This is a genomic window from Burkholderia sp. 10_S31, assembly GCF_056930375.1.
In genome coordinates this window covers 242,095-263,395 of record NZ_JBXOWK010000002.1, presented here as the reverse complement: position 1 = coordinate 263,395, position 21,301 = coordinate 242,095, and the positions used below count along the sequence as shown (strand labels likewise).

General features: G+C 67.3%; 16 protein-coding genes and 3 pseudogenes. 5 read left to right on the top strand and 14 right to left on the bottom strand.

Translation table 11 applies throughout. The features are described from left to right. The first annotated feature begins 118 nt into the window (after window positions 1-118). Entirely contained in the window at window positions 119-1,534 is a 1,416-nt protein-coding gene (locus tag AC1Z3W_RS15760; protein WP_057927730.1) for a hypothetical protein, read from the top strand. 58 nt (window positions 1,535-1,592) lie between these two features. Here AC1Z3W_RS15760 and AC1Z3W_RS15755 read toward each other — a convergent pair whose 3' ends face one another. The 4 genes from AC1Z3W_RS15755 to AC1Z3W_RS15740 form a co-directional block, all read right to left on the bottom strand. Next, on the bottom strand, window positions 1,593-2,648 hold the full coding sequence (locus AC1Z3W_RS15755) for a helix-turn-helix domain-containing protein (RefSeq protein ID WP_057927729.1): 1,056 nt from the start codon (window positions 2,646-2,648) through the stop codon (window positions 1,593-1,595). A gap of 149 nt (window positions 2,649-2,797) precedes the next feature. Further along, the gene (locus AC1Z3W_RS15750; protein ID WP_057927728.1) at window positions 2,798-3,124 is read right to left on the bottom strand and encodes a hypothetical protein; all 327 of its coding nucleotides are present in this window, start codon (window positions 3,122-3,124) and stop codon (window positions 2,798-2,800) included. Between the two features lie 31 nt (window positions 3,125-3,155). Then, window positions 3,156-4,661, bottom strand: a complete 1,506-nt coding sequence (locus tag AC1Z3W_RS15745) for a hypothetical protein (protein WP_483507944.1) — start codon at window positions 4,659-4,661, stop codon at window positions 3,156-3,158. 558 nt (window positions 4,662-5,219) lie between these two features. Continuing rightward, on the bottom strand, window positions 5,220-6,056 hold the full coding sequence (locus tag AC1Z3W_RS15740) for an alpha/beta fold hydrolase (RefSeq protein WP_483507943.1): 837 nt from the start codon (window positions 6,054-6,056) through the stop codon (window positions 5,220-5,222). A 252-nt stretch (window positions 6,057-6,308) separates the two neighbouring features. On the opposite strand from AC1Z3W_RS15740, the gene AC1Z3W_RS15735 reads away from it, so the two are divergent. Beyond that, complete coding sequence (locus AC1Z3W_RS15735) at window positions 6,309-6,683, top strand: VOC family protein (protein WP_057927725.1); 375 nt, start codon at window positions 6,309-6,311, stop codon at window positions 6,681-6,683. A gap of 82 nt (window positions 6,684-6,765) precedes the next feature. Here the strand turns inward: AC1Z3W_RS15735 and AC1Z3W_RS15730 are convergent. Then, a pseudogene (locus AC1Z3W_RS15730) lies at window positions 6,766-7,041 on the bottom strand (short-chain dehydrogenase/reductase); the annotation flags it as partial. Between AC1Z3W_RS15730 and AC1Z3W_RS15725 the strand changes: the two are divergent. From AC1Z3W_RS15725 to deoC, 3 genes and pseudogenes are all read left to right on the top strand, one after another. After that, a pseudogene (locus AC1Z3W_RS15725) lies at window positions 7,030-7,701 on the top strand (AraC family transcriptional regulator); the annotation flags it as partial. The pseudogenes AC1Z3W_RS15730 and AC1Z3W_RS15725 sit on opposite strands and share 12 nt — an antisense overlap. A 91-nt stretch (window positions 7,702-7,792) precedes the next feature. Continuing rightward, entirely contained in the window at window positions 7,793-8,470 is a 678-nt protein-coding gene (locus tag AC1Z3W_RS15720; protein WP_175825260.1) for a hypothetical protein, read from the top strand. 54 nt (window positions 8,471-8,524) lie between these two features. Further along, window positions 8,525-9,002: pseudogene (gene deoC / locus AC1Z3W_RS15715) on the top strand (deoxyribose-phosphate aldolase). Between the two features lie 27 nt (window positions 9,003-9,029). Here the strand turns inward: deoC and AC1Z3W_RS15710 are convergent. From AC1Z3W_RS15710 to AC1Z3W_RS15670, 9 genes are all read right to left on the bottom strand, one after another. Next, on the bottom strand, window positions 9,030-10,604 hold the full coding sequence (locus AC1Z3W_RS15710) for a serine hydrolase (RefSeq protein ID WP_483507942.1): 1,575 nt from the start codon (window positions 10,602-10,604) through the stop codon (window positions 9,030-9,032). Between the two features lie 199 nt (window positions 10,605-10,803). Further along, a complete protein-coding gene (locus tag AC1Z3W_RS15705; protein ID WP_057927720.1) occupies window positions 10,804-11,805 on the bottom strand; it encodes a LysR substrate-binding domain-containing protein in 1,002 nt (333 codons plus the stop codon). 543 nt (window positions 11,806-12,348) lie between these two features. Next, on the bottom strand, window positions 12,349-13,842 hold the full coding sequence (locus tag AC1Z3W_RS15700) for an aldehyde dehydrogenase (protein WP_483507941.1): 1,494 nt from the start codon (window positions 13,840-13,842) through the stop codon (window positions 12,349-12,351). A gap of 16 nt (window positions 13,843-13,858) precedes the next feature. After that, window positions 13,859-15,190: an NAD(P)/FAD-dependent oxidoreductase gene (locus tag AC1Z3W_RS15695; RefSeq protein WP_124834937.1), complete on the bottom strand. Its 1,332-nt coding sequence runs from the start codon at window positions 15,188-15,190 to the stop codon at window positions 13,859-13,861. Between the two features lie 6 nt (window positions 15,191-15,196). Further along, window positions 15,197-16,084: a dihydrodipicolinate synthase family protein gene (locus AC1Z3W_RS15690; RefSeq protein WP_057927717.1), complete on the bottom strand. Its 888-nt coding sequence runs from the start codon at window positions 16,082-16,084 to the stop codon at window positions 15,197-15,199. A 159-nt stretch (window positions 16,085-16,243) separates the two neighbouring features. Further along, a complete protein-coding gene (gene glyA, locus AC1Z3W_RS15685; RefSeq protein WP_124834938.1) occupies window positions 16,244-17,539 on the bottom strand; it encodes a serine hydroxymethyltransferase in 1,296 nt (431 codons plus the stop codon). Between the two features lie 169 nt (window positions 17,540-17,708). After that, window positions 17,709-18,590 carry a glycine betaine ABC transporter substrate-binding protein gene (locus AC1Z3W_RS15680; protein ID WP_483507940.1) on the bottom strand — a complete coding sequence of 294 codons (882 nt, stop codon included), beginning with the start codon at window positions 18,588-18,590 and terminating at the stop codon, window positions 17,709-17,711. Between the two features lie 153 nt (window positions 18,591-18,743). After that, window positions 18,744-19,631 carry an ABC transporter permease gene (locus AC1Z3W_RS15675; RefSeq protein ID WP_124834940.1) on the bottom strand — a complete coding sequence of 296 codons (888 nt, stop codon included), beginning with the start codon at window positions 19,629-19,631 and terminating at the stop codon, window positions 18,744-18,746. Next, the gene (locus tag AC1Z3W_RS15670) at window positions 19,628-20,917 is read right to left on the bottom strand and encodes a quaternary amine ABC transporter ATP-binding protein (protein WP_057927713.1); all 1,290 of its coding nucleotides are present in this window, start codon (window positions 20,915-20,917) and stop codon (window positions 19,628-19,630) included. Before AC1Z3W_RS15670 ends, AC1Z3W_RS15675 begins: the two co-directional genes overlap by 4 nt. Between the last annotated feature and the right edge of the window lie 384 nt (window positions 20,918-21,301).

The window sequence follows — 21,301 nt, the reverse complement described above, 5'->3', positions numbered from 1 at the left end:
GCCCGCGCGCGAATCCCGGCGAACGCGCGGCGCCCGGCCCTGCCTCTGCCGACCCGGCGTGATACCGTTGCACATCGCCGTCACACGCGCGAAGCCGCGTTCATTTCCGTCATTCGCCATGCCGCCGACACCCTTGCCCGCCCTGCTGGATGATGTCCTGCGCACCGTCGAGCGCCGCTACCGGCTGCCGCCGCTCGTGCGCGCGTCGTCGCTGACCGACGCCGCGAACCCGGCCACCGTCATCGCGATCGTGATCGAGGAAGCGCGCCGGATGCAAGCGGACGGCCGAGCACCCGACCCGGCATTGCAGCGCCGTTTCGTCGACGCGCTCGCGCGCATGATCGGCGACGCGATGGACGCACAATCGGGCGACCCCGCGTTCCAGGCGGCGGTGCTGCGGCATGGCGCGGCGACCGTGCGCGAATACGCGTCGCTCGCCGCGCATGCCGAACAGGATCGGCGCACGCTGCGCTCGGCCGTCAACACGATCGCGCATCCGGCCCGGCTCGAACGGCATGCGCAGGCGTGGCAACGCGAGCCGCTCGCGCGGCTGCACGCGGCCGCGGCCAGCGCGTCGTGGAACGATCTCGATGCCACGCTGCGGCACCTGCTCGCGCAACCGGAGATGGCGGCCGACACCGCGTTCGAACAGGACATCGTCAAACTGAAGGACAGCCCCGCGCTCGCGCGGCTGCAGCGTCTCGACGCCCTGTCGCCGGACCCCGATGTCCAGCGGTACCGCACGCTATGGGGACGCCAGGGGCCGCTCGAAGGCAGCGCGCTCGCCGTTGCGCAGGGCGTCACGTCGCAACAGCGCGGTGCGGCCGTCGAAGCGCTGGCCGCGCAGGCGCTCGACGCATTGGCCGAGCAACTCGATGCGAGCGATGCGCATCGCACATATCGCGTGGTCACGTCGATGCGCGTGCCGGCATCGATTCCGGCCAAGCACGACCGCGCGAAAACCGAGTGGGATGCGGTGCTGCTCGAGCGCGCGCGCGGCGACGATCCGTCGGCCGCGTGGCACGTCCGCTTCCTCGTCGAGGCGAAGGCGTCCGCGGATGCCGCGACGACCGATCTGCCGCGCCTGCTGCGCGGCCTGAGCCTGCTCGCGCAAGCCGATCCGGACACCGTCTATGCGTTCGACACGCGCGAAGGCGCGGTGCGCCTGCACGGCGCATCGCTGCGCGCGCTGACGACCGACGACGCGGCATTGCAGCACGAGGTACTGTACTGCTGCGATGCATCGGCCGACCCGACGCCACGCCTCCTGGGGGCCGCGAGCCGGATGCAGCTGCTGTCGGCGCCGGCAAGCCTCGACTACGCGAGCGCGCTGGCGCAGCGCACGGATGCCGATCCGCACGGCCTGTGCGCCGTCTGGAACGCGCTGCTGGAACTGCCGTCATGGCGCGCGGTGCTGCATCAGTACGAATCGCTGCGGCAGGTACGGGCGCTGATGGTAGGCATCGACGACCTGATGGCCGCGATCGAGGGCGATATGGATGAGATGGGTGACAGCGCCGCGAACGATGCGTGACGCGCGCATCCGGGCGGACCGGCTTGCGCGTTGAATCGCCATGCCACGCGCCGTCGGCTCAGTTGTTGAGCACCCCGAACGGCAGCGTCCACCCCGTCAGCCGCCCGCCGTCGCCCCAGCGATTGTCCCCGTCCGCGCCGACCGGCAGCAGGACCGGCGCCGCCGCGCATGCGAGCGTTTCCTTCGGCGTATGGCCGAACTCCGCCTTGAACAGCCGATGGAAGTATTTTTCGTCCGGAAAGCCGTGCGCCCATGCGATTTCCGCGATGCGCTGATGTCGGCGCGTCGGATCGCCGAGCACGTGGTACGCGTGGCGCAACCGTCTGCGCGTGATCTGCCGCATCACGCCGCCCTCTTCCCCGAACAGCTGATAGAGCCGCGCCCTCGACACGCCGATGTCCCGGCAGATCCGGTCGGGCGTGAGGTCGGGTTCCAGCAGGTGCGCGTCGATATAGCGCCGCGCGCGCTCGACCAGCGCGTTGTCGATCGGGCCGCGCGCGTCGTCGAATGCCTGCGCGCCCGGCGCGACCGCCGCGGCCAGAAGCAGCAGCAACGATTGCACGATGCTCGGCACCTCGTGCGTGCGCAGGTCCGGCAGATTGCGGAACAGCGACAGCATCTGGTCGCCCAGCAGCCGCCCGACACCGCTCGACAGCGTCTGCCCGTGCGCGTTCGCCGCATGGGCCGGCAGCAGATGGCGCGGCACCACCAGGCTGATCACGTCGCCGGCCTCGACCCGGCAGTCGTTGACCTGCGCGACGTCGTAGACGAACAGGTCGCCCGCGCGCTTGATCAGCTCCGGCCCGCCGGTGCGGCACGTGAGATGCCCGCCCAGCAGCAGCGTGAAGCGGATCGAATCCTGGCCGTCGAGCCGGATCCGCCGGGGCGTCCGGTGCACCGTGTAGGTCGGCGCGCGCGAGCGCCAGCGCCGTCCCGAAAAGATCAGCGGGCCGAGCGCCGCACCGGTCGCTTCCGCGTCGAACGTGCCGTAGCCGCCGATGTCGTCCAGCCGGTAGTCGCAGAGCATGTCCTTGACCCATACGTGGAACCGGTCCGGCACCGGATAGTCGGTGGTACGAAACTTGAAAACGGGGATGGCATCCGCTTGATCCATGGCAGTTCTTATTCGAGCCGACGGGAAGGATGAATCGGTTCGCCGATTATCGGACCAAAATGCGGCGCCGGACAGCGGATTCGCCGGATCGCCCGCCGCGCCGTCGATCGACATGCGGCGGCGGGCATCGCTGCCTTCGGCGCGACGCGTCAGCGGCGCGGATGGCATTCCCAGTCGTTGTACGTCGGCCGGTCGATCGGCGTGAGGCCGGGAATCATGAACACGTTGCAGGTGAACCGCCGCCCCTTGCCGGTGGTCGCGTCGTAACTCACCTGCTGGCCGCCGAGCCCGTTCTTCTTCCCGTACTGCACGTTGGCGATCGTGATTTCGTCCGACGACGCGAGGCCGAGCGTCTTCGCGGTCGACGTCTGCACGTCGGTCATGTTCATCTGCGTCGTGCCGCACGCGGACAGCACGAGGCCGGCAACCGCGGCGCCCAGCGCGGTCCGTGCGGTGCAATGCAAGGTCTTCTTCATCGATTCTCCTTCGGTTTTCCGCGCAACGCGATCACGAGCCCGGGGTATAGAAACTGGACTGCAGCTGGCTGCCGATACTCGCGACATACGATTGCCAGACGAGCGCCATCGACCCTGTCGCGTTGACGGCCAGTGCCGGCCATGACGCACTGTCTGCCGCCACCGTCGACGCGCTCCACGCACCTTTGCGATAGCTGGCCGCGATGACGGCCGACGCGCCCGGCAAGCCCGTGTCCTGCCATGCGGCCGTCACATTGCCCGCCGCGTCGACCACCAGCGCCGGATACTGCGCGGCCGCCCCGTTCAGGTGTTCCGTCAGCCGCTGCAGCGGCCCCCAGTTGCCGCTGGCATCGGACACGCTCGCCTGCAGGACGGCGCCCCCTTCCGCCCACATCGCGGCGGCCACGCCGTTTTCGTTGACGGTCAGCATCGGCGTCGCGATGAACCCTGTCGGCTCCGCGATCGCCGGCGCCACGGGCTGTGCGGGCTGCCACCCGGTGCCGGATACGTAGCGTTGCGACATCGTCGCCGTGAGAATCTGCCCGCCCGTCACGTCGATTTGCCCCCAGAGCAGCGTGATGTTGCCCTTCGCGTCCATGCCGGCCACCGGCGAGATGATCGTCGTAAACAGGCTCGTGTTCGATACGGCCTGGTTGACGTCGGTCCAGCCGTTGGTCGCGTCGTACGTGGCCGTCCACAGCGCCGACTTCGTATGGTTGGTCTGCCGCCACGCGAGCACCGCGCGGCCGGATGACAGGACCGACATCATCGGCCTCACGTTGTCGGTATCGCCGGTCACCGCACCCGGCCCGGTCTGCACCGGCATCTGGATCAACGCCGTCGGCGACCACTGTCCCGCCGGCGTATAGCGCGTCCATGCGATGCGCGTATCGAGCAGGCTGATCGACTGCGTCCATGCGACGAGCGCGTTGCCCTGGCTGTCGATCCCGGCCGTATAGGACGAACCGGCCATGTCCGGCGCCAGTGCGACCGGTGTGCCCCATCCGCCATTCGGGCTGTACGGGCGCGCCCACAGGGCGTACGTGTTGGGGCCCGGCGTCCATTCGGTCCAGAACGCGACCGCCTGTCCGCTCGCGTTGCCGACCAGTTGCGGCTGAACGCCGGTCAGGCTGTTCATCGAATGCGAACCGTCGCTCGTGTCGAGCCGCGTCGCGCTGCCCCAGCCCGAGCCCGGGATATAGCGCGCGCCCCACATTTCATTGCCGTTCGCGCCGGCCGGGCCGTTGGTCATCCAGGTTGCGAGCGCATTGCCGCTCGCGTCGATCGTCACGCTGGGGTCGCCCTCCGGCCCCTTGCCGTCCACTGCGACGGCCGCCGACCAGCCGGCCTGCGGCTGCGACGTGCCCCCGCCCGTCGGGCCGCCATTCGAGCCGCCGCCGGGCGACGAGGGTCCGGAAGGCGATCCGGGATGGGTCGGCGTCGACTGCGACGCATCGCTCTTCGTCGAGACGTCGTCGCCGCCGCATGCGGTCAACGCGAGAACGACGGCCATGACAGCCCAGGTTACGGGTTTCATCACAATCCTCTTGTTCTGGATTGACGGCACGTACTTGCCTGAGCAGCAGGTCAACCCTGCCGCACATATTGATAAGCAGTGCCATTCAATAGATGTGGAATGCCGCGCTTTCGTCGAGCCTGGCCCTGTTCGATCGCGCGGACGGCCTTTGCTTCCGGTACGAACGGCGGCTTGCGTACTGCCTCTGTCGTCCATCCCCGGACACCCCGAAGTGCCGGCTGCATCTTAATTCATACGATCCGGAATCGAGGTGGGGTTGCATCCACAGTGAGTGGACATGCGTTTCGCCGGTAATCGGCACGCGCATGCGCCGGTGACGCGCGAATTCGGATACCGGCCCGCCGCGGCGGGCGGCGGCCGCAATCCTGCGGCGCATCGAGGCGGGAATCGACGGCAGCGAGCGGGACGCGCTGCACTGCGTCGTGGCGACTTCGCGATTTCGTGCCGGCAGCATCGTTCTGCATAACCGGTCAAACACGCCAGCGAAGCGGGATGGGGCCGGCCGGCGTGGCCGGCCAGCACGGCGCAGCCCGCGAAAGCGGGCATGCACCGATCGCGTTATGCCTGCACGAAAGCCAGCAGATCGGCGTTCAGCGCGTCCGCGTTGATCGTCAGCATCCCGTGCGAATAGCCCGGATACGTCTTCAGCGTGCCGTTTTTCAGCAGCTTGACCGACTTCAGCGCGGAATCCGCGATCGGCACGATCTGGTCGTCTTCGCCGTGCAGCACGAGCGTCGGCACCGAGATCGACCGCAGGTCTTCGGTCTGGTCCGTCTCCGAGAAGGCCTTGATGCCTTCGTAGTGCGCCTTCGCGCTGCCGATCATGCCCTGGCGCCACCAGTTCTGGATCACGCCCTGGTGCACCACCGCGCCGGGCCGGTTGAAGCCGTAGAACGGGCCGGACGGCACGTCCAGGAAGAACTGCGCGCGATTGTCGGCGAGCGCCTTGCGGAAGCCGTCGAAGACTTCGAGCGGCAGGCCTTCCGGGTTCGCGTCGGTCTTCAGCATCAGCGGCGGCACCGCGCTGACCAGCACCGCCTTCGCGACGCGGCCGGCCGGCTCGCCGTGCCGCGCCACGTAGCGCGCGACTTCGCCGCCGCCGGTCGAGTGACCGATATGGACCGCGTGGCGCAGGTCGAGCGCTTCGGCCACCGCGAACGCGTCCGCCGCGTAGTGATCCATGTCATGGCCGTCGGAAACCTGCGCCGACCGGCCGTGGCCGCGGCGGTCGTGCGCGATCACGCGGTAGCCCTTCTGGACGAAGAACAGCATCTGGGCATCCCAGTCGTCGGAGGACAGCGGCCAGCCATGGTGGAACATGATCGGCTGTGCATCCTTCGGGCCCCAATCCTTGTAGAAGATGTCGACGTTGTCCTTCGTGGTGATGTAAGGCATGGCTGCAGGCTCCTTTGGGGTAGGTGAACATCGCGTGCCGGCCGATCGCCCGGGGGCGGGTGTCGGTGACGAACTGCGGCGCGGCGGCACATCGCGTCGGTCGACTCGGCACTTCCCCGTTGTAGCGGAAAACTGCGAACATGTCATGAAGCCAATGACATGCCGGCATGCATCGGCACTCTGCGGGCGACGGCGACGTGCGGCTATATCGCGTCGGATCGGCCGCGCAGCCCACTTACTTCAGGAACACTCATGTTCGACCACGTCAAATTCGGCGTCAGCGACTATGCAGCGAGCAAGGCGTTCTTTCTCCGCGCACTCGAACCGCTCGGCGTAGCGGTCCTCGCAGAAGGCGTGCCGACCTATGGCGTCGAACTCGGCGCGCCGGGCAAGCCGACGCTGTGCCTGTTCCAGACCGACGAGAAACCGGCCCGTCTCCACCTCGCATTCGCAGCCGACACGCGCGCGCAGGTCGATGCGTTCCACCGGGCAGCGCTGGCAGCGGGCGGCAAGGACAACGGCGCACCCGGCCTACGCCCGCAGTATCACGCGAACTACTATGCCGCGTTCGTCATCGGTCCGGACGGGCACAACATCGAAGCGGTCTGCTCGCATCCCGAAGCCTGATCGTCCGATCGAGCCACGATTCACTGCGCGCGAGTAACGAACCTGCCGGCGCCTCGTGACTCGCGTGTGATCACGCGTCGGTTCAGGCGTCCGTCGACACGGTCACCGCTTCCCACGCGCGCATGTCGTCTTCCAGCGCCGACCATTTGGCGCGCACGAGCCGAAGCGCATCGCTGCCGAGCAACAGATGGGCCGGCGGGCGGCGCGCCGCAATGACCGCGAGCATCGCGCGCGCGGCCTTGGCGGGATCGCCCAATTGTCGGCCGCTTTTCTCCTCGCGCGCCTGGCGGATCGGATCGAAGATCGCGTCGTAATCGGCGATCGAGCGCGGCGTGCGCGTCATCGAGCGGCCGGCCCACACCCGCTGCTCGCGCTGTATCTGCACCTCGATTTCCCGATGGCCGCCGAACTCGCCGCGCAGATCGACCGTGAAGGGCTCGCGGAGCCCGTGCAGGCGCCGAGGAGCATGATGTCGACGCCGATGGACGACGCGATGCAGGCGACCGTGCTGCGTTTCGTCGAGGCGATGCATCGGCCGCTCGAAGCGGTGGTGCTGGGCCCCGGCCTGCTGCGCGAACTGTATTTCCGCGTGCTCACCGGCGCGCAGGGCAGCGCGATGAGAAACGCGCTGGCGATGCGTGGACAGTTCGGCCGGATCGGCCGTTCGCTGCGCCTGATCCACGCCGACTACGCGCAATCGCTCGACGTGACGCAACTGGCCGGCGAAGCTGGCATGAGCGTGCCGAGCTTCCATAGCCACTTCAAGGCGATCACGCAGGTGTCGCCGATGCAGTACCTGAAGTCGACGCGGCTGCATCAGGCGCGTCTGCTGATGGTGCGCCAGGACCTGACGGCGGAGGCGGCCGGTTATGCAGTCGGCTATACGAGCCCGTCGCAGTTCAGCCGGGAATTCAAGCGGCTGTTCGGGTTGACGCCCGCGCAGGAGACGAAGCGCATGCGCGCGCAGTTCGCGATTCCGGCGGCATTCGAGGATGCGGTTTACGTGTCGTCGCATTGAGCGCGGAAGCGGCGCGTCGACGAACGCATCGTCCGCCGCGTCGGCGCGTTTGCTATGCTGCGCGCATCGCCCGACCGAGCCGATCGCCGACATGAATGACCTGACTGCCGATAGCGCGCGCATGTTGCGTGCCTCCTGCGACGCATGCTTCGGCACGGCTGCCGTCTGGCCGCTCGTCGAGCGCGCGTATGGCGAGCCGCAGCGCTTCTATCACACGCTCGCGCACCTGGCCGAACTGTTCGGGCATCTCGCGCCCTATCGCGCCGAACCGCTGTGGCCGGCGATCGAGCTCGCCGTCTGGGCGCACGACATCGTCTACGCGACGACGCTGCCGGACTATGCGGAGAACGAAGCGCGCAGTGCGCAATGGCTCGCGCAGATCGTGGATTCGCACTGCACCGAATCGTGGCGGCACGCGCACGCGCTGCAGGTGTCCATCGCACACGCGCTGGTGCTCGCGACGAAGTCGCACCGGCTGCCCGACGCCTTCGGCTCCGATCCGGACGTGCTGCGCGCGGGGCGGATTTTTCTCGATGCCGATCTCGCGATTCTCGCGGCCGCGCCCGAGCGGCTTCGCGAATACGATCGCGCGATCGCACGCGAGTGGGCGCAGGATCCCGATGCGCCGTCGGCGGCATTCCGTGCCGGGCGCAAGCAGGCGCTCGGCCATCTGCGCGGGCAGGACCCGCTGTTTCAATCGGCGGAATTCGCGCCGCTCACGCCGCTCGCGCGACGCAATCTCGACGCGCTGATCCGCGCTTACGCATGACTGCGATACGCGCGGGCATGCTGCTTCGGCACACGATTTGTGGAGTCCTGACACATGCCGTTTTCCAACGACCAACTCGCCCAAACCATCGATCACACACTGCTCGCGCCCGACGCGAGCGACGCGCAGATCCGCGAACTCTGCCGCCAGGCGGCCGAGCATCGCTTCTATTCTGTCTGCGTGAATTCGGTGAACGTGCCGCTCGCCGCGCGCGAGCTGGCCGGCACCGCTCAAGGTAATTCTCGAAACGGGATTGCTGACCGACGACGAGAAGGTGCGCGTGTGCGAGATGTGCCGCGAGCTCGGCGTCGCGTTCGTGAAGACGTCGACCGGCTTCCACGGCGGCGCGACGCTCGCGGACGTCGCACTGATGCGCCGCACGGTCGGCCCGACGCTCGGCGTGAAGGCATCGGGCGGCGTGCGCGACCGCGCGACCGCGCTCGCGATGCTCGAGGCCGGCGCGACGCGGCTCGGCACGCGCTCGGGGGTGGCGATCGTCACCGACCGGGGCGGCAGCGACACGGCCGACTGAGCCGACAACGGCGCCGGCACGGCCACTTCAGCGGGTAAAGACGTTCAGTCCGCCGTCGTTGAACAGTTCGGCCGTCACCCGGACGGGCGGCGTGCCGGCGAACGTGAGCGCGTATCTCGAACCGGGCGGCGCCATTTCGCCCGACGGGCTCAGCGCGAACGTGTCGCCGTCCCAATGCGTGCACGCGAACTGCACGTTGCCCGCGCCGATCGTCAGCACCAGGGCGCCGTTCACGACGCTCATCGTCAACGGCCCGTAGTAATTGTTGCCGTAGGTGCCCGCGTACGCGCTCAGCGCTTGCGGCGGTGCCGGCGACACGGGCGCGGCCGCGCGGGCCAGCGAGCCGGCCGGCGCGGTCAGCGATGCAGTCTGCTCTTTCGCGAAGGCCGCCCAGTCGCGACGCTGCGCGCCGTACTGGACCAGGTCGACGAACGCGAAGCCGATCGCCTCCGGCACGCCGACCGGCCAGGTGTTGACCAGCGCGACGATGCCGATGTCGAGCGACGGCACGATCACGAAGAAGGTACTGGCGCCCAGCAGGAACCCGCCGGAATGGCTGACCATCGGCCGCCCGCCGTCGGCGGTCGTCCCGACGTTGAAGCCGTAGCCGTAATACGCGGCGGCGCCATCCGCGCTGGCCGGGCGGATCAGCATCTGCTGCGACAACGCGGGCTGCAACGCGGCGGCAGGGATCAGCTGCGTCGTGCCGGCCCGTCCGTTGGCCAGCACCATCGACATCCATTTCGCCAGATCGTTGACCGACGAGCTCACACCGCCGGCGGGCGACTGCAGGTCCGCATCGCGCGGCGTGGCGACGGGAACGAACGCGCCGTTTGCCGGCACGTGCCCGATTGCATGATTCGTGCTCGCCTGGTAGTCCGCATATCGCGAGCTCGTGCGCGTCATGCCGAGCGGCGCATAGACCGCCTGCTCCGACAGCGTCGCCCAATCGATGCCGGCCGCGTCGGCCACGCCGATCGCCGCGGCCGTGAGCCCGATGTTCGTGTACGCGTAATGGCTGCGATAGCCGTCGAGCGGAATGTCGCGCAGCCGGTTGAAGATCGTCGCCTGATCGAAGCCGAGCTCCTCGAGCTGATCGCCGACATGCTCGGGCAGGCCGGAACGATGCGCGTACAGGTCGCCGACCGTCAGCGATTGCGTGACCGACGGGTCGGACAGCGCGAACGACGGCATCAGTTGCTGCATCCGCGTGTCCCAGCTCACGAGCCCCTTGCCGACCTGGGTCGCGACGACCGTCGCGCCGATCGACTTCGATACCGATGCCAGCTGGAAAATCGTGTCCGCATCGACGGGCTCGCCGGTGACTGTACTGCAGACGCCGTATCCCTTCGCGAACAGCGTGTTGCCGCCGTGCACGACGGCCACCGCGATGCCGGGCACGCCAGAACTGCGCAGCAGCGCGTTCACGAATGGATCGAGTTGCGCGACCGCCGCCGCGATCTGCGCGTCGGACACCGGCGCGAGCGGATCCGGCGTCACCGTGTCGCCGCCGCAACCGGGCAGCGCGCCCAGGCCGCTGATGCCGAGTGCCGAACCGAAAGCCGTCTTGAGGAAGCGCCTGCGATCGAATGAGTCGGTCATGATGCAAACCCCGTGGAGTGGTGCGTGCGTTTGTTCTGATTTCCGACGCGCTCGGGCATGGCCCGGCCCCGATCGCCCGCACAATATGCCTGCTCCACGCGAATCCGACAACTCCGTTGCAGCACGTCCGGCCCCTTGGCCGTTCGTCATCCGCTATGACGCGACCGGCAGCCGCACCGGCTCTCCGGCGTCGAGCGCACTATCCCTCGATCTCGACGCCCGCATCGAGCCAGCCGCGCATCATCACGCCGACCTCGTCGTTCAGCCACTGCCGGAACAGCTGGTATTCCGGGCGCGGCTGCGCATTCCGGTGCGTGATCAGATAGTGATGGCGATCGCGAAACACCAGCACGTCCTGCACCGGCCGCATCAGGATGCCCTGGTCGATCTGCCGGTGCACAAGGTGATGCCAGCCCAGCAGCGTACCCTCGCCGGCCTCGGCCTGCGCGACGAGCAGCCGGTAGTCGTTGCTTTCCAGATACTTGCTCTCGGTCAGCGTGTCGGTGCCGTCGCTTTGCTGGAACCAGTTGCGCCACACGCGCCAGTCGACGTGCTCGCACACCTGCGCGCGACCGAGCATCGACAGGTTCAGGGTCGGGCACGACAGCAGGTCCAGCGGCTTCAGCGACCGGCGATGAAAATGGCGTTCGTGAAACGACGGGCTGCACACCGGATACACGATGTCGTGAAACAGCGGCTCGACTTCGAACTCGGGCTCGCGCGGCGGGTTCTTCGTGATGATGATGTCGGGCTCGATGAGCCCGTCGAGCTCCATGAAGTGCTCGGTGACGATCACGTGCAGCCGGATATCCGGAAACTGCTCGCGAAACGCCGGCAGCCGCGACGACAGCCACAGCGCCGAGAACGTGTGCGACACGCAGATCATCAGCGCATGCTTGTCGGTGCGGCGTACCGCCTCCGCCGCCTCGGCGATGTTCATGATCGACAGGTACGACGCGTTGTAGAGAATCCGCCCCGCATCCGTCAGCGCGATATGCCTGCCGGTCCGCTCGAACAGCGCGACGTCGAGCGAATCCTCGAGCTCCTTGATCTGCCGGCTGATCGCGGCCTGCGTCACGCACAGCACCTCGGCCGCCTGGGTGAAGCTCTCGTAGCGCGCCGCCGTCACGAAACACCGCAGCGCCCGAAGCGACGGCATCTGCGCGAGGAGTCGGTCTGCAAACAATTGCTTCTTCAACATGGCTTTCACTCTCAAAACGCGGGTCGGACGCGGCGCCGACGAACCCGTTGTCCGCAGCCCGCCGGCTGCCTGCGGGCCATGTCATCGCAAACCTTTCGGTCATCCGAATCGTGCAGCTTGCGAGTCAGCCGGGCGGCTGGCAACGTTGAACGCTGAAACGGCGTCACGATGACGCCATTGTCGATCGATTGTGCACCGCATCGCCATTATCGGAAGCGATGAGGGGGACTGCAAGACGAACAGCGGATCGGCATGCCCGTCGACCGCGCCGCCACCCCGCGCCGCGCCGCGCGTTTGCGCAGTGCACCACATGCCGCGCCGTGCCGTCACGGCAAGGTAGCCGCGCGTATCGTCGTTCGTCGCGCGCAACGGGCAACTGGCGCGGCCTGCGCCGGCCGATCGAGCTCCGGCCGTGCTCGTGCGGCATGGTGCAGCGCCGCATCGCGGCCGATCCGCGGCACGCGCGAAGCGGCCGGCGCCGCCGCGCGCACGCCATCGGCCGGGCCGCGCGGGCCCGGCGTGCGGCACGTGCGGCGTGCGCGCTCAGTCGAGCTTCAGCCAGGTGGTCTTCAGCTCGCAATATTGATCGTGCGCGTAGACGGACTTGTCGCGCCCGCCGAAGCCCGACTGCTTGAAGCCGCCGAACGGCGTCGACAGGTCGCCTTCGCCGAAGCAGTTCACCGTGACCGTCCCCGCGCGAATCCGCGCGGCGACCTTGTGCGCGCTGTTCACGTTGTCGGTCCACAGCGACGCGGCCAGCCCGTAGCACGTATCGTTCGCGATCCGCACCGCCTCGTCGACGTCGTCGTATTCGATGAAGCACACGACCGGCCCGAACACCTCGTCGCGCGCGATGCTCATCTCCGGCGTCACCTGATCGAAGATCGTCGGTTCGACGAACCAGCCGCCCGTCTCCGCGAGGATCGCATGCCCGCCGCACGCCACGCGCGCGCCTTCCGCCTTCGCCTTCTCGATATGGCCGAGCACCTTCTCGTAGTGCTTCTGCTCGATCAGCGCACCGAGCTTCACGTCCGGGTCGAGCGGATCGCCGGTCTTCCAGCCGGCGAGCACGGCCTGAACCTTCTCCAGCAGTTCCGCCTTGCGGCTCGCCGGAACGAGAATCCGCGAACCGGCGCTGCAGTTCTCGCCCATGTTCCAGAATGCGGCCGCGACGGCCTGTTCGGCCACCGCATCGAGGTTCGCGACGTCCGGCAGGATCACCTGCGGATTCTTGCCGCCGCACTCGAGCACGACGCGCTTCAGGTTGGTATCAGCCGAGTAGTGCAGGAACCGCTTGCCGGTCGCGGTCGAGCCGGTGAACGCGACGAGATCGACGTCCGGGTGGCGGCCGATCGCCTCGCCGGCCTCGGCGCCGAACCCGGTGACGACGCTGAACACGCCCGGCGGCACACCGGCATCGAGCGCGAGATCGGCGATCCGCAGCGTCGACAGCGACGTCTGTTCCGCCGGCTTCACGACCACGCTGTTGCCGACCGACAGCGCCGGGCCGATTTTCCACGCGAGCATCAGCGCCGGGAAATTCCACGGCAGCACGGCACCGACGACGCCGATCGGCTCGCGCGTGATCATGCTCACGACGCCCGCGCCGGACGGCGACAACGCGTCGTAACGCTTGTCGGTCACCTCCGCGTGCCAGCGAATGCACGCGGCCGACTCGGGAATATCGAGCCCCAGGCATTCACCGATCGGCTTGCCGGCTTCCAGCGCCTCGAGCAGCGCAAGTTCCTCCGCGTGCTCGTCGATCAGTTGCGCGACGCGCAGCAGCACCGCCTTGCGGTGCGCGGGCGTGGCCTTCGACCAGACACCCGATTCGAACGCGTCGCGCGCGGCCGCAACCGCCCGCTCGACGTCCCGTTCGCTGCATCGCGCCACTTCGGCGAGCACCTTGCCGGACGCGGGGTTGAGCGTGGCGAACGTCTCGCCCGACGCCGCCGCGCTGCGTTGCCCCGCGATGAACGCGCGACCGTCGAGCGATAGCGCATTCGCCTTCTGTTTCCAATCCTGATGGGTCGTCATGTCGTTTCCTCAATCATCAAAGCTCGGCACCCGCCGAGAACTCCTTGGCCCAGATCGTCGCCGACACGGCCAGGTCGACGATCGGCCGAACCGGCAGCGGACGCGGATGCGGCTGCTTCAGCAACTGCTGCACGAGGCTGTTCGATTCGCCGAGCGCGTATTCGGCGATCAGCTTGCCGGAGGACGACCCGCGGCTCAGGCCGAGGCCGTTGCAGCCGATCGCCTCGAAGAGGCCGTCGTCGCGCCTGCCGAACAGCGCACCGTTGTTGGCGGACAGGCACAGCGGCCCGCCCCACGTATATTCCAGCTCGACGCCGCCGAGCATCGGGAAGCGGCGCTCGAACGAGCGCTGATGCAACTGCCGCGACTTCGCGAGATCGGCCGGCGACACCTTCACGTCCGGCCGGAACGCGAAATGGTTGCGCACGCAAATGCGATCTGTGATCAGGCGTCGCACCGTGGTGCCCATCGGGTCGGCCGGAATCAGCGACCACGAACGCGCGCCGCCGAGTTTCGCCACTTCGTCGGCGTTCATCTGACGCGTGAGCGATGCGAACGTATAGACCGGCAGCAGGCCGTTCGAATGCATGCCGAAGGTCGCCGCGTACGCGTTCGTGCACAGGATCACCTGCTTCGCGACGATCGTGCCGCCGGCGAAATGCAGCGCGCGCGTGTCGCCGCGCTGCTCGATCCGCGTCACCGGGCTGAGCTCGAACACCGTCACGTTGTCCGGTTGCGTCGCCGCCAGGCCGCGCATCAGCGCGGCCGGCTGCACTGTGCTGCAGCCGGGCGTGAACAGTGCGCCCGTATAGAAGTCCGTGCCGGTCACGGCCTTGATCGCGGCCTGGTCGAGCCATTCGAACGCTTCGCCGATGCGGGTCAGGCCATCGGCAAAATGCGCGAGCGCGGCGGCGCCCTTCTTGTTCACCGATGCGTGGAATTTGCCGTCGTCGCGCCAGTCGCAATCGATGCCGAAGCGCCGCACGATGTCACGCACGTAGTCGATGCCGTGCCGCTGAAACCGCACGTCGGCGCGATCCTCGTCGATGCTGCGCGAGTAGCTTTCGCTGCTGATGTCGTGCGGCAGGTCGACGAAGAATCCGGAATTGCGCCCGGCCGTCGTGCGGCCGATCCGGTCGGCCTCGACGAGCGCGATGGACGCGTCGGGCGCGAGCTCCGCCAGCCGGCGCGCCGCGCACAGGCCGGTGATGCCGCCCCCGACGACGACCCAGTCGAACCGGCTGTCGGATGTGACGGTCTTCGCTTCCCGCGCCGGCGGCAGGCTCTCCCACCACCCGTTCATCCCGTCCGGCGCCGGAAACCGCGCGAATTCCAGGTTCGAGCTCATGATGGATTACCGGGCGTCGCGCAGCAGCGGTTTCACGAGCTTCGCGAACGCATCGCGCTCGTCGTCCGACAGCGCGCCAAGCGGTGCGCGGGCGACGCCGACCGGCAGGCCGGCCAGCTCGCAGCCGTAGCGCACGTACTGAATGAACTTGCCGCTGCGCTCGAGCAGTTCGAGCACCGGCAGCAGTTGCGCCATCAGCTTGCGGCCGGTCGCGAAATCGCCGCGCTTCACGCAGGCGTCGAACAGGTCGGTGTGCGCTTCCGGCAGGAAGTTCGACGCGCCGCCGACCCAGCTGCGCGCGCCCCATGCGAAGAATTCGAGCGCCTGGTCGTCCATCCCGCAGCTCAACACGAGCCGGCCGCTGAAATGCGTCGACAGATGATGCAGATGCGCGATATCGCCGGTGCTTTCCTTCATCGCGACGAAGTTCTTGCGCGCGAGCAGCGTCTCGAGAATGTCGTCGCCGATTTCCGTGCCGGTGCGGGCCGGGAAGTTGTACAGCATGATCGGCATGTCGAGCGCGTCGTCGACCGCGAGCAGATGCGCGAGCAGTTCCTGCTGGGTCGGCTGCGCGTAGTACGGCGCGGCAACCAGCAGCGCGTTCAGTCCCGCGCGTTTCGCTTCGCGGCCGAGGCGCAGCACCTCCTTCGTCGTCGTCGCGTTGATGCCCGCGGTCAGGAACGTCTTGCCGCCGGCCGCGGCCGCGACCGTGTCGAACGTGCGCACGCGTTCGTCGAAGCTCAATGCATAGTATTCGCCCGTCGTCCCGCCAATGCCGAGGCCGGACACGCGGCCCGCGAGATCGGCCGCGTGGCGGCCCAGCAGGGCATGATCGATTTCGCCGTCCGCGTCGAACGGGGTGACCAGCGGTGTGTGTACGCCCTCGAAGCTCATTTTGATTCCTCATTCAGATGGGTGCGCCAGGTTCCGCCCGTCGGGCGGGAAACCGGCAATTCGACAAAACATCGTCGGCGCGTCGCGGCAGTCGCGCAGCCACGCCGATCGATTCACTACGTAATCAAAACGATATTCCAGGCCATCCCGATGCCGGGATCAGGCGAACGCCTCCGCATGCGCATAAATGGGGAACTGGCTGCACAGGTCGCGCACGCGGGTCCGCACCGACCGCTCGACCGCTTCGTCGCCGCCCGGATCGCGCTCGAGCGCCGCCAGCACTTCGACGATCATTTCCCCGATCTGCGCGAACTGCGCGGGTCCGAAGCCGCGCGTGGTGCCCGCCGGCGTGCCAAGCCGGATGCCGGACGTGACCATCGGATTCTCCCTATCGAACGGAATCCCGTTCTTGTTGCAGGTGATGCCGGCACGCTCCAGCGCCTTCTCGGCCTGCATGCCGGTAACACGTCGCGAACGCAGGTCGACCAGCAGCAGGTGGTTGTCCGTGCCACCCGTGACGAGCGAGAGGCCGCCGCCCGTCAGCACGCCGGCGAGTGTCTGCGCGTTGCGCAACACCTGGTCGATATAGCGCGTAAACTCCGGGCGCAGCGCCTCGGCGAACGCCACCGCCTTTCCCGCGACGACATGCATCAGCGGGCCGCCCTGCAACCCCGGAAATACCGCCGAATCGATCTGCTTCGCGACCTCGGCCTGATTCGTCAGGATGAAGCCGCCGCGCGGGCCGCGCAGCGTCTTGTGCGTGGTCGACGTCACCACGTCGGCGAACGGCACCGGGTTCTGATGCCGACCGGCCGCGACGATGCCGGCGATGTGCGCCATGTCGACCATCAGCTTCGCATCGACGCTGTCCGCGATCTCGCGGAACGCGGCGAAATCGAGCGCGCGCGGATACGCGGAGTAGCCGGCGATGATCAGTTTCGGGCGATGCTGCTCGGCGAGCCGGCGCACGTCGTCGTAATCGATGCGCAGCGTGTCCGGGCTCACGCCGTACTGCACCGCGTTGAACCACTTCCCCGACAGCGCGGGCCGTGCGCCGTGCGTGAGATGGCCGCCCGCATCGAGGGACATGCCCATCACCGTGTCGCCGGGCTTGACGAGCGCGAGCATCACCGCGCCGTTGGCCTGCGCGCCCGAGTGCGGCTGGACGTTCGCATGCGCCGCGTCGAACAGGGCGCACGCACGGTCGATCGCGAGCGACTCGATCCGGTCGACATGGTCGCAACCGCCGTAGTACCGCCGGGACGGATAGCCTTCCGCGTACTTGTTCGTCAGCACGGTGCCCTGTGCTTCCAGCACCGCCGCCGACGCGATGTTTTCGGACGCGATCAGTTCGATCTGGCTCTGCTGGCGACGCAGTTCCAGCGCGATCTCCGATGCGATCACCGGATCCCGGCTCTGGAGCGTTTCAGAAAAAAAGCGGGCGTTCTCGTTCACTTGGTGACTCCGCAACGCGAATCATGACGTGCTGCATGGACTGCGTGTACCTCACACACTGCGAGGCCGGCGCCCTCGTTGCGGCCCCGGCCGCCGGCATCGCGCGACATGCGCCGCCGGTTCGCGCGAACGGCGCCAATCGCGTCGTCCGCGCTACCGGGGCGCAGCCTCACTGCTGCAGCCAGGCCTTCAGCTTCTCCGGATGGGCATCGACGAACTTCTTCGCGGCCGTTGCGTAATCGTTCGTGCTGTTCCCTTCGAACTCGATCGCCTCGACGTCGGCCAGCGTCAGCTTCAGGTGCTTGAAGAACACGTCGGCGCGCGGGAACTTGCCCGCGAACTTCTTCGACGCGAACGCGTGGATCTGCTCTTCACCGCCCAGCGTGCCCTTCGGGTCCTTCAGGTAACGCATCTGCCACTTCTGGAACAGCCAGTGCGGGCTCCACACCGTCGCCACGACCCACTGCTTCGACTGGTACGCACGCGACACGCTCGCCAGCATGCCTGCCTCGCTCGACGCCTGCAGGTTGTAGCCGTCCAGGTTGTAGGCCTTGATGGTCTTCTCGGACGCCTGCATCAGGCCGCCGCCCGGCTCGATGCCCTGGATCGTGCCGTTCAGCTTGCTCTTGACCTCCGGCTTGTTCAGGTCGGCGATCGACGACAGCTGCGATTCGGGAATGTAGGTCGGCACCGCCCAGCCGTTCTTGCCGCCGGTGTAGATGATGCCGACGTCGTCGAGGTCGTTCTTGTACTTCGCGTAGTACGTCGCATGCGTGACAGGCAGCCAGCCGCCGACCATGATGTCGAGGTCGCCGCGCGCGACGCCCTGGTACTGGATGCCGATGTCGGCCTGGACGAACTGCACCGGCTGCTTGAGTTGCGTCTCGAGCACGTACTTCGCGACGTTGGCCACCGCGAGCACGTCGGCCCAGTTGGTCACCGCGATCTTGACCGGCTCGGCCGCCGATGCCACGCCCACACCTGCGCTGCAGGCAACCACCGTCGATACCGCAAGTTTCGCCAGAAGCGACTTGAACGTATGGGTATTCATCTAGTACTCCTTGTTAATCACGCGAGTCTTTCAAGGATGAGGAACGCCTTCGATCGGCGTTTCTGGTCTCCACGCACTGCTACACCGGTTCCGCCGCGGCACCGTGGCCGCGGCGCTTCATCTTCCTTCAACTGCCTTCGACTGCCTTTTCCGTCAGGTACGTGCCGCACCACGCGGGCCGGCCTTGCCTGCACGAGCGGCCGGTCGCGCCTTTTTCTTCTTCGCCTTCACGCCGAAGCTCTCCGTCAGGCGATCCAGCACGATCGCGAGCAGCACGACGCCCAGCCCGCCTTCGAAGCCGATCCCGATGTCGAGGCGCTGGATGCCGCTCAGCACGTACTCGCCGAGGCCGCCCGCGCCGATCATCGACGCGACCACCACCATCGACAGCGCCATCATGATCGTCTGGTTCACGCCGGCCATGATCGACGGCAGCGCGTTCGGCAGCTGGATCTTCCACAGAAGCTGCCAGTCGGTGCTGCCGAACGAGCGGCCGGCTTCGATCAGTTCCTCGCGGACCTGCCGGATGCCGAGCGTCGTCAGCCGCACGACGGGCGGCATCGCGAACACGATCGTCGCGATCACGGCCGGCACGCGTCCGAGGCCGAACAGGATCACGGCCGGGATCAGGTACACGAACGCGGGCATCGTCTGCATGAAGTCGAGCAGCGAGCGCAGGATCATGCCGATCCGGTTGTTGCGCGCGCCCCAGATCCCCAGCGGGACGCCGATCACCAGGCTGAAGAACGTCGCCGCGGTGACGAGCGCGAGGGTCGAGACCGTCTGCGCCCACAGGCCCATGTAGTGAATGACGAGCAGCGCGAAGCCGACGAAGATCGAGAACACGATGCCGCGACGCCACAGCGCGAGTCCGACCAGGATCACGACCATCGCGATGAACGGCACGGCGGCGAGGCCGTCTTCGAGCAGCTTCACGACCGCGCCGAGCCCCGCCGAGAAGGTGTCGAAGCCACCGCGGAAATGCAGAAACAGGAAATTGACGAAATTTTCCGCGAACTTCCCGATTACCGACGAATTCATGCTGCCCTCCGTTGCATCATCTGCTTGAGTATCGTCCGGCAGGACACGACGCCCGCCAGTTGTCCCGCTGCGTCCGTCACCGGCACGTCGTGCTCCTGGGTCAGCGCGATCGACGCGAGCCGATGCAGATCCGTATCGATCGAAACCGCGTTGAAGTCATGCAGGAAGGCCTCGCGAATCGGCCGCGTGCCGGAGCGGTGCAGCGTGGCGGCCGTGACGCAGCCCAGATAATGGCCGGCCTCGTCGCACACGTAACCGCATTCCGCGCCGCTGTCGATCAGCTGGTTCAGGTAGCGGTCGGACGACGTCCCGGCATCGCACCGCAGCAGCCCGCGCTCGACCTTCGTCATCATGCTGGATGCCTTCAGGAAGCGCGATACGTCGACGTTGCGGAAGAAGTCCTGCACGTACGCATCCGCCGGCGTCTGGATCAGTTCGGCCGGCGTGCCGACCTGGATCAGGCAGCCGTCCTTCATGATGCCGATGCGGCCGCCGATCTTCACCGCTTCCTCGATATCGTGTGAAATGAACACGATCGTGCGCTGCTCTTCCTTCTGCAGGCGCAGCAGTTCGTTCTGCATTTCGAAGCGGATCAGCGGATCGAGCGCGGAGAATGCCTCGTCCATCAGCAGGACCGACGGATTCACCGCCAGTGCGCGGGCCAGCCCCACGCGCTGCTGCATGCCGCCGGACAACTCGCTCGGCAGCAGCTTCTCGTACGAACCCAGGCCGACGCGCTCCAGCGCGGCACGCGCCACTTCGTAACGCTGCGCCTTCTTGATCCCCGCGACCTCGAGACCGTACGCGATGTTGTCGATCACGGTCCGGTTCGGCAGCAGTGCGAACGACTGGAACACCATCGCCATCTTCTGGCGCCGAACATCGCGCAGTTCCGGCGTCGACATCGGTGCGATGTCGCGGCCTTCGAGCACGACCTGCCCGGACGTCGGCTCGATCAGGCGGTTGAGCAGGCGCACCAGCGTCGATTTGCCGGAGCCCGACAGGCCCATGATCACGAAGATCTCGCCGGCCCGCACGCTCAGGCTCACGTCATCGACCGCCACCATGTTGCCGGTTTCGGCGAAGATCTCGTTGCGCCCGACGCCGCGCTTCATCAGCTCGATCGCTCGCTCGGGCTTCGGACCGAAAATCTTCGACAGGTGCTTGACGGTCAGGATGTCGGTTCCGGTCGCGGTACTCGACCGGGCGATCGACGGCGCACCGTCGGTGTGGATTGCTCCGGGGGGAAGTACATCGCCCGGTGCAAACGTCAGATTTGGGGCCATTCTGTCATCCCGACTAGCTGGTAATGGAAACCGCGAACTTCGTACGAGTCGCCTTCGACTGCCACGTTTGTTGCGTGGGCTCGATGCGCGCTCGCTTGGTTGACGGCGCTGATGCAGTGATTGCAGCGTATCAATCCAATTTCGTCGCTCCAGATACATTTTCTGTGCGCTTTTCCATACCTTTGGTAATGCATCGAAAACGTGCGGAAAAGCGTGACTGGCGGTGCACTGCAGGACCGTGACGAAAGCCAATACCGGCGCGGCTGTGCGGGATTTCGCCGTGATTGCCGCAATGTGGTGCACGCGGTGCGCGGGAGGGTGCGCTAGGGGAAAATCCCGACGGGGGTATGTGAGGGAAACTACCGAGAGAACCGGCGCGCGACG

Excerpts from the sequence above, each read along its gene's own strand:
- AC1Z3W_RS15760 (WP_057927730.1), top strand. The coding sequence starts at position 119 with ATGCCGCCGACACCCTTGCCCGCCCTGCTGGATGATGTCCTGCGCACC.
- AC1Z3W_RS15755 (WP_057927729.1), bottom strand. The coding sequence starts at position 2,648 with ATGGATCAAGCGGATGCCATCCCCGTTTTCAAGTTTCGTACCACCGAC.
- AC1Z3W_RS15750 (WP_057927728.1), bottom strand. The coding sequence starts at position 3,124 with ATGAAGAAGACCTTGCATTGCACCGCACGGACCGCGCTGGGCGCCGCG.
- AC1Z3W_RS15745 (WP_483507944.1), bottom strand. The coding sequence starts at position 4,661 with ATGAAACCCGTAACCTGGGCTGTCATGGCCGTCGTTCTCGCGTTGACC.
- AC1Z3W_RS15740 (WP_483507943.1), bottom strand. The coding sequence starts at position 6,056 with ATGCCTTACATCACCACGAAGGACAACGTCGACATCTTCTACAAGGAT.
- AC1Z3W_RS15735 (WP_057927725.1), top strand. The coding sequence starts at position 6,309 with ATGTTCGACCACGTCAAATTCGGCGTCAGCGACTATGCAGCGAGCAAG.
- AC1Z3W_RS15720 (WP_175825260.1), top strand. The coding sequence starts at position 7,793 with ATGAATGACCTGACTGCCGATAGCGCGCGCATGTTGCGTGCCTCCTGC.
- AC1Z3W_RS15710 (WP_483507942.1), bottom strand. The coding sequence starts at position 10,604 with ATGACCGACTCATTCGATCGCAGGCGCTTCCTCAAGACGGCTTTCGGT.
- AC1Z3W_RS15705 (WP_057927720.1), bottom strand. The coding sequence starts at position 11,805 with ATGTTGAAGAAGCAATTGTTTGCAGACCGACTCCTCGCGCAGATGCCG.
- AC1Z3W_RS15700 (WP_483507941.1), bottom strand. The coding sequence starts at position 13,842 with ATGACGACCCATCAGGATTGGAAACAGAAGGCGAATGCGCTATCGCTC.
- AC1Z3W_RS15695 (WP_124834937.1), bottom strand. The coding sequence starts at position 15,190 with ATGAGCTCGAACCTGGAATTCGCGCGGTTTCCGGCGCCGGACGGGATG.
- AC1Z3W_RS15690 (WP_057927717.1), bottom strand. The coding sequence starts at position 16,084 with ATGAGCTTCGAGGGCGTACACACACCGCTGGTCACCCCGTTCGACGCG.
- AC1Z3W_RS15680 (WP_483507940.1), bottom strand. The coding sequence starts at position 18,590 with ATGAATACCCATACGTTCAAGTCGCTTCTGGCGAAACTTGCGGTATCG.
- AC1Z3W_RS15675 (WP_124834940.1), bottom strand. The coding sequence starts at position 19,631 with ATGAATTCGTCGGTAATCGGGAAGTTCGCGGAAAATTTCGTCAATTTC.
- AC1Z3W_RS15670 (WP_057927713.1), bottom strand. The coding sequence starts at position 20,917 with ATGGCCCCAAATCTGACGTTTGCACCGGGCGATGTACTTCCCCCCGGA.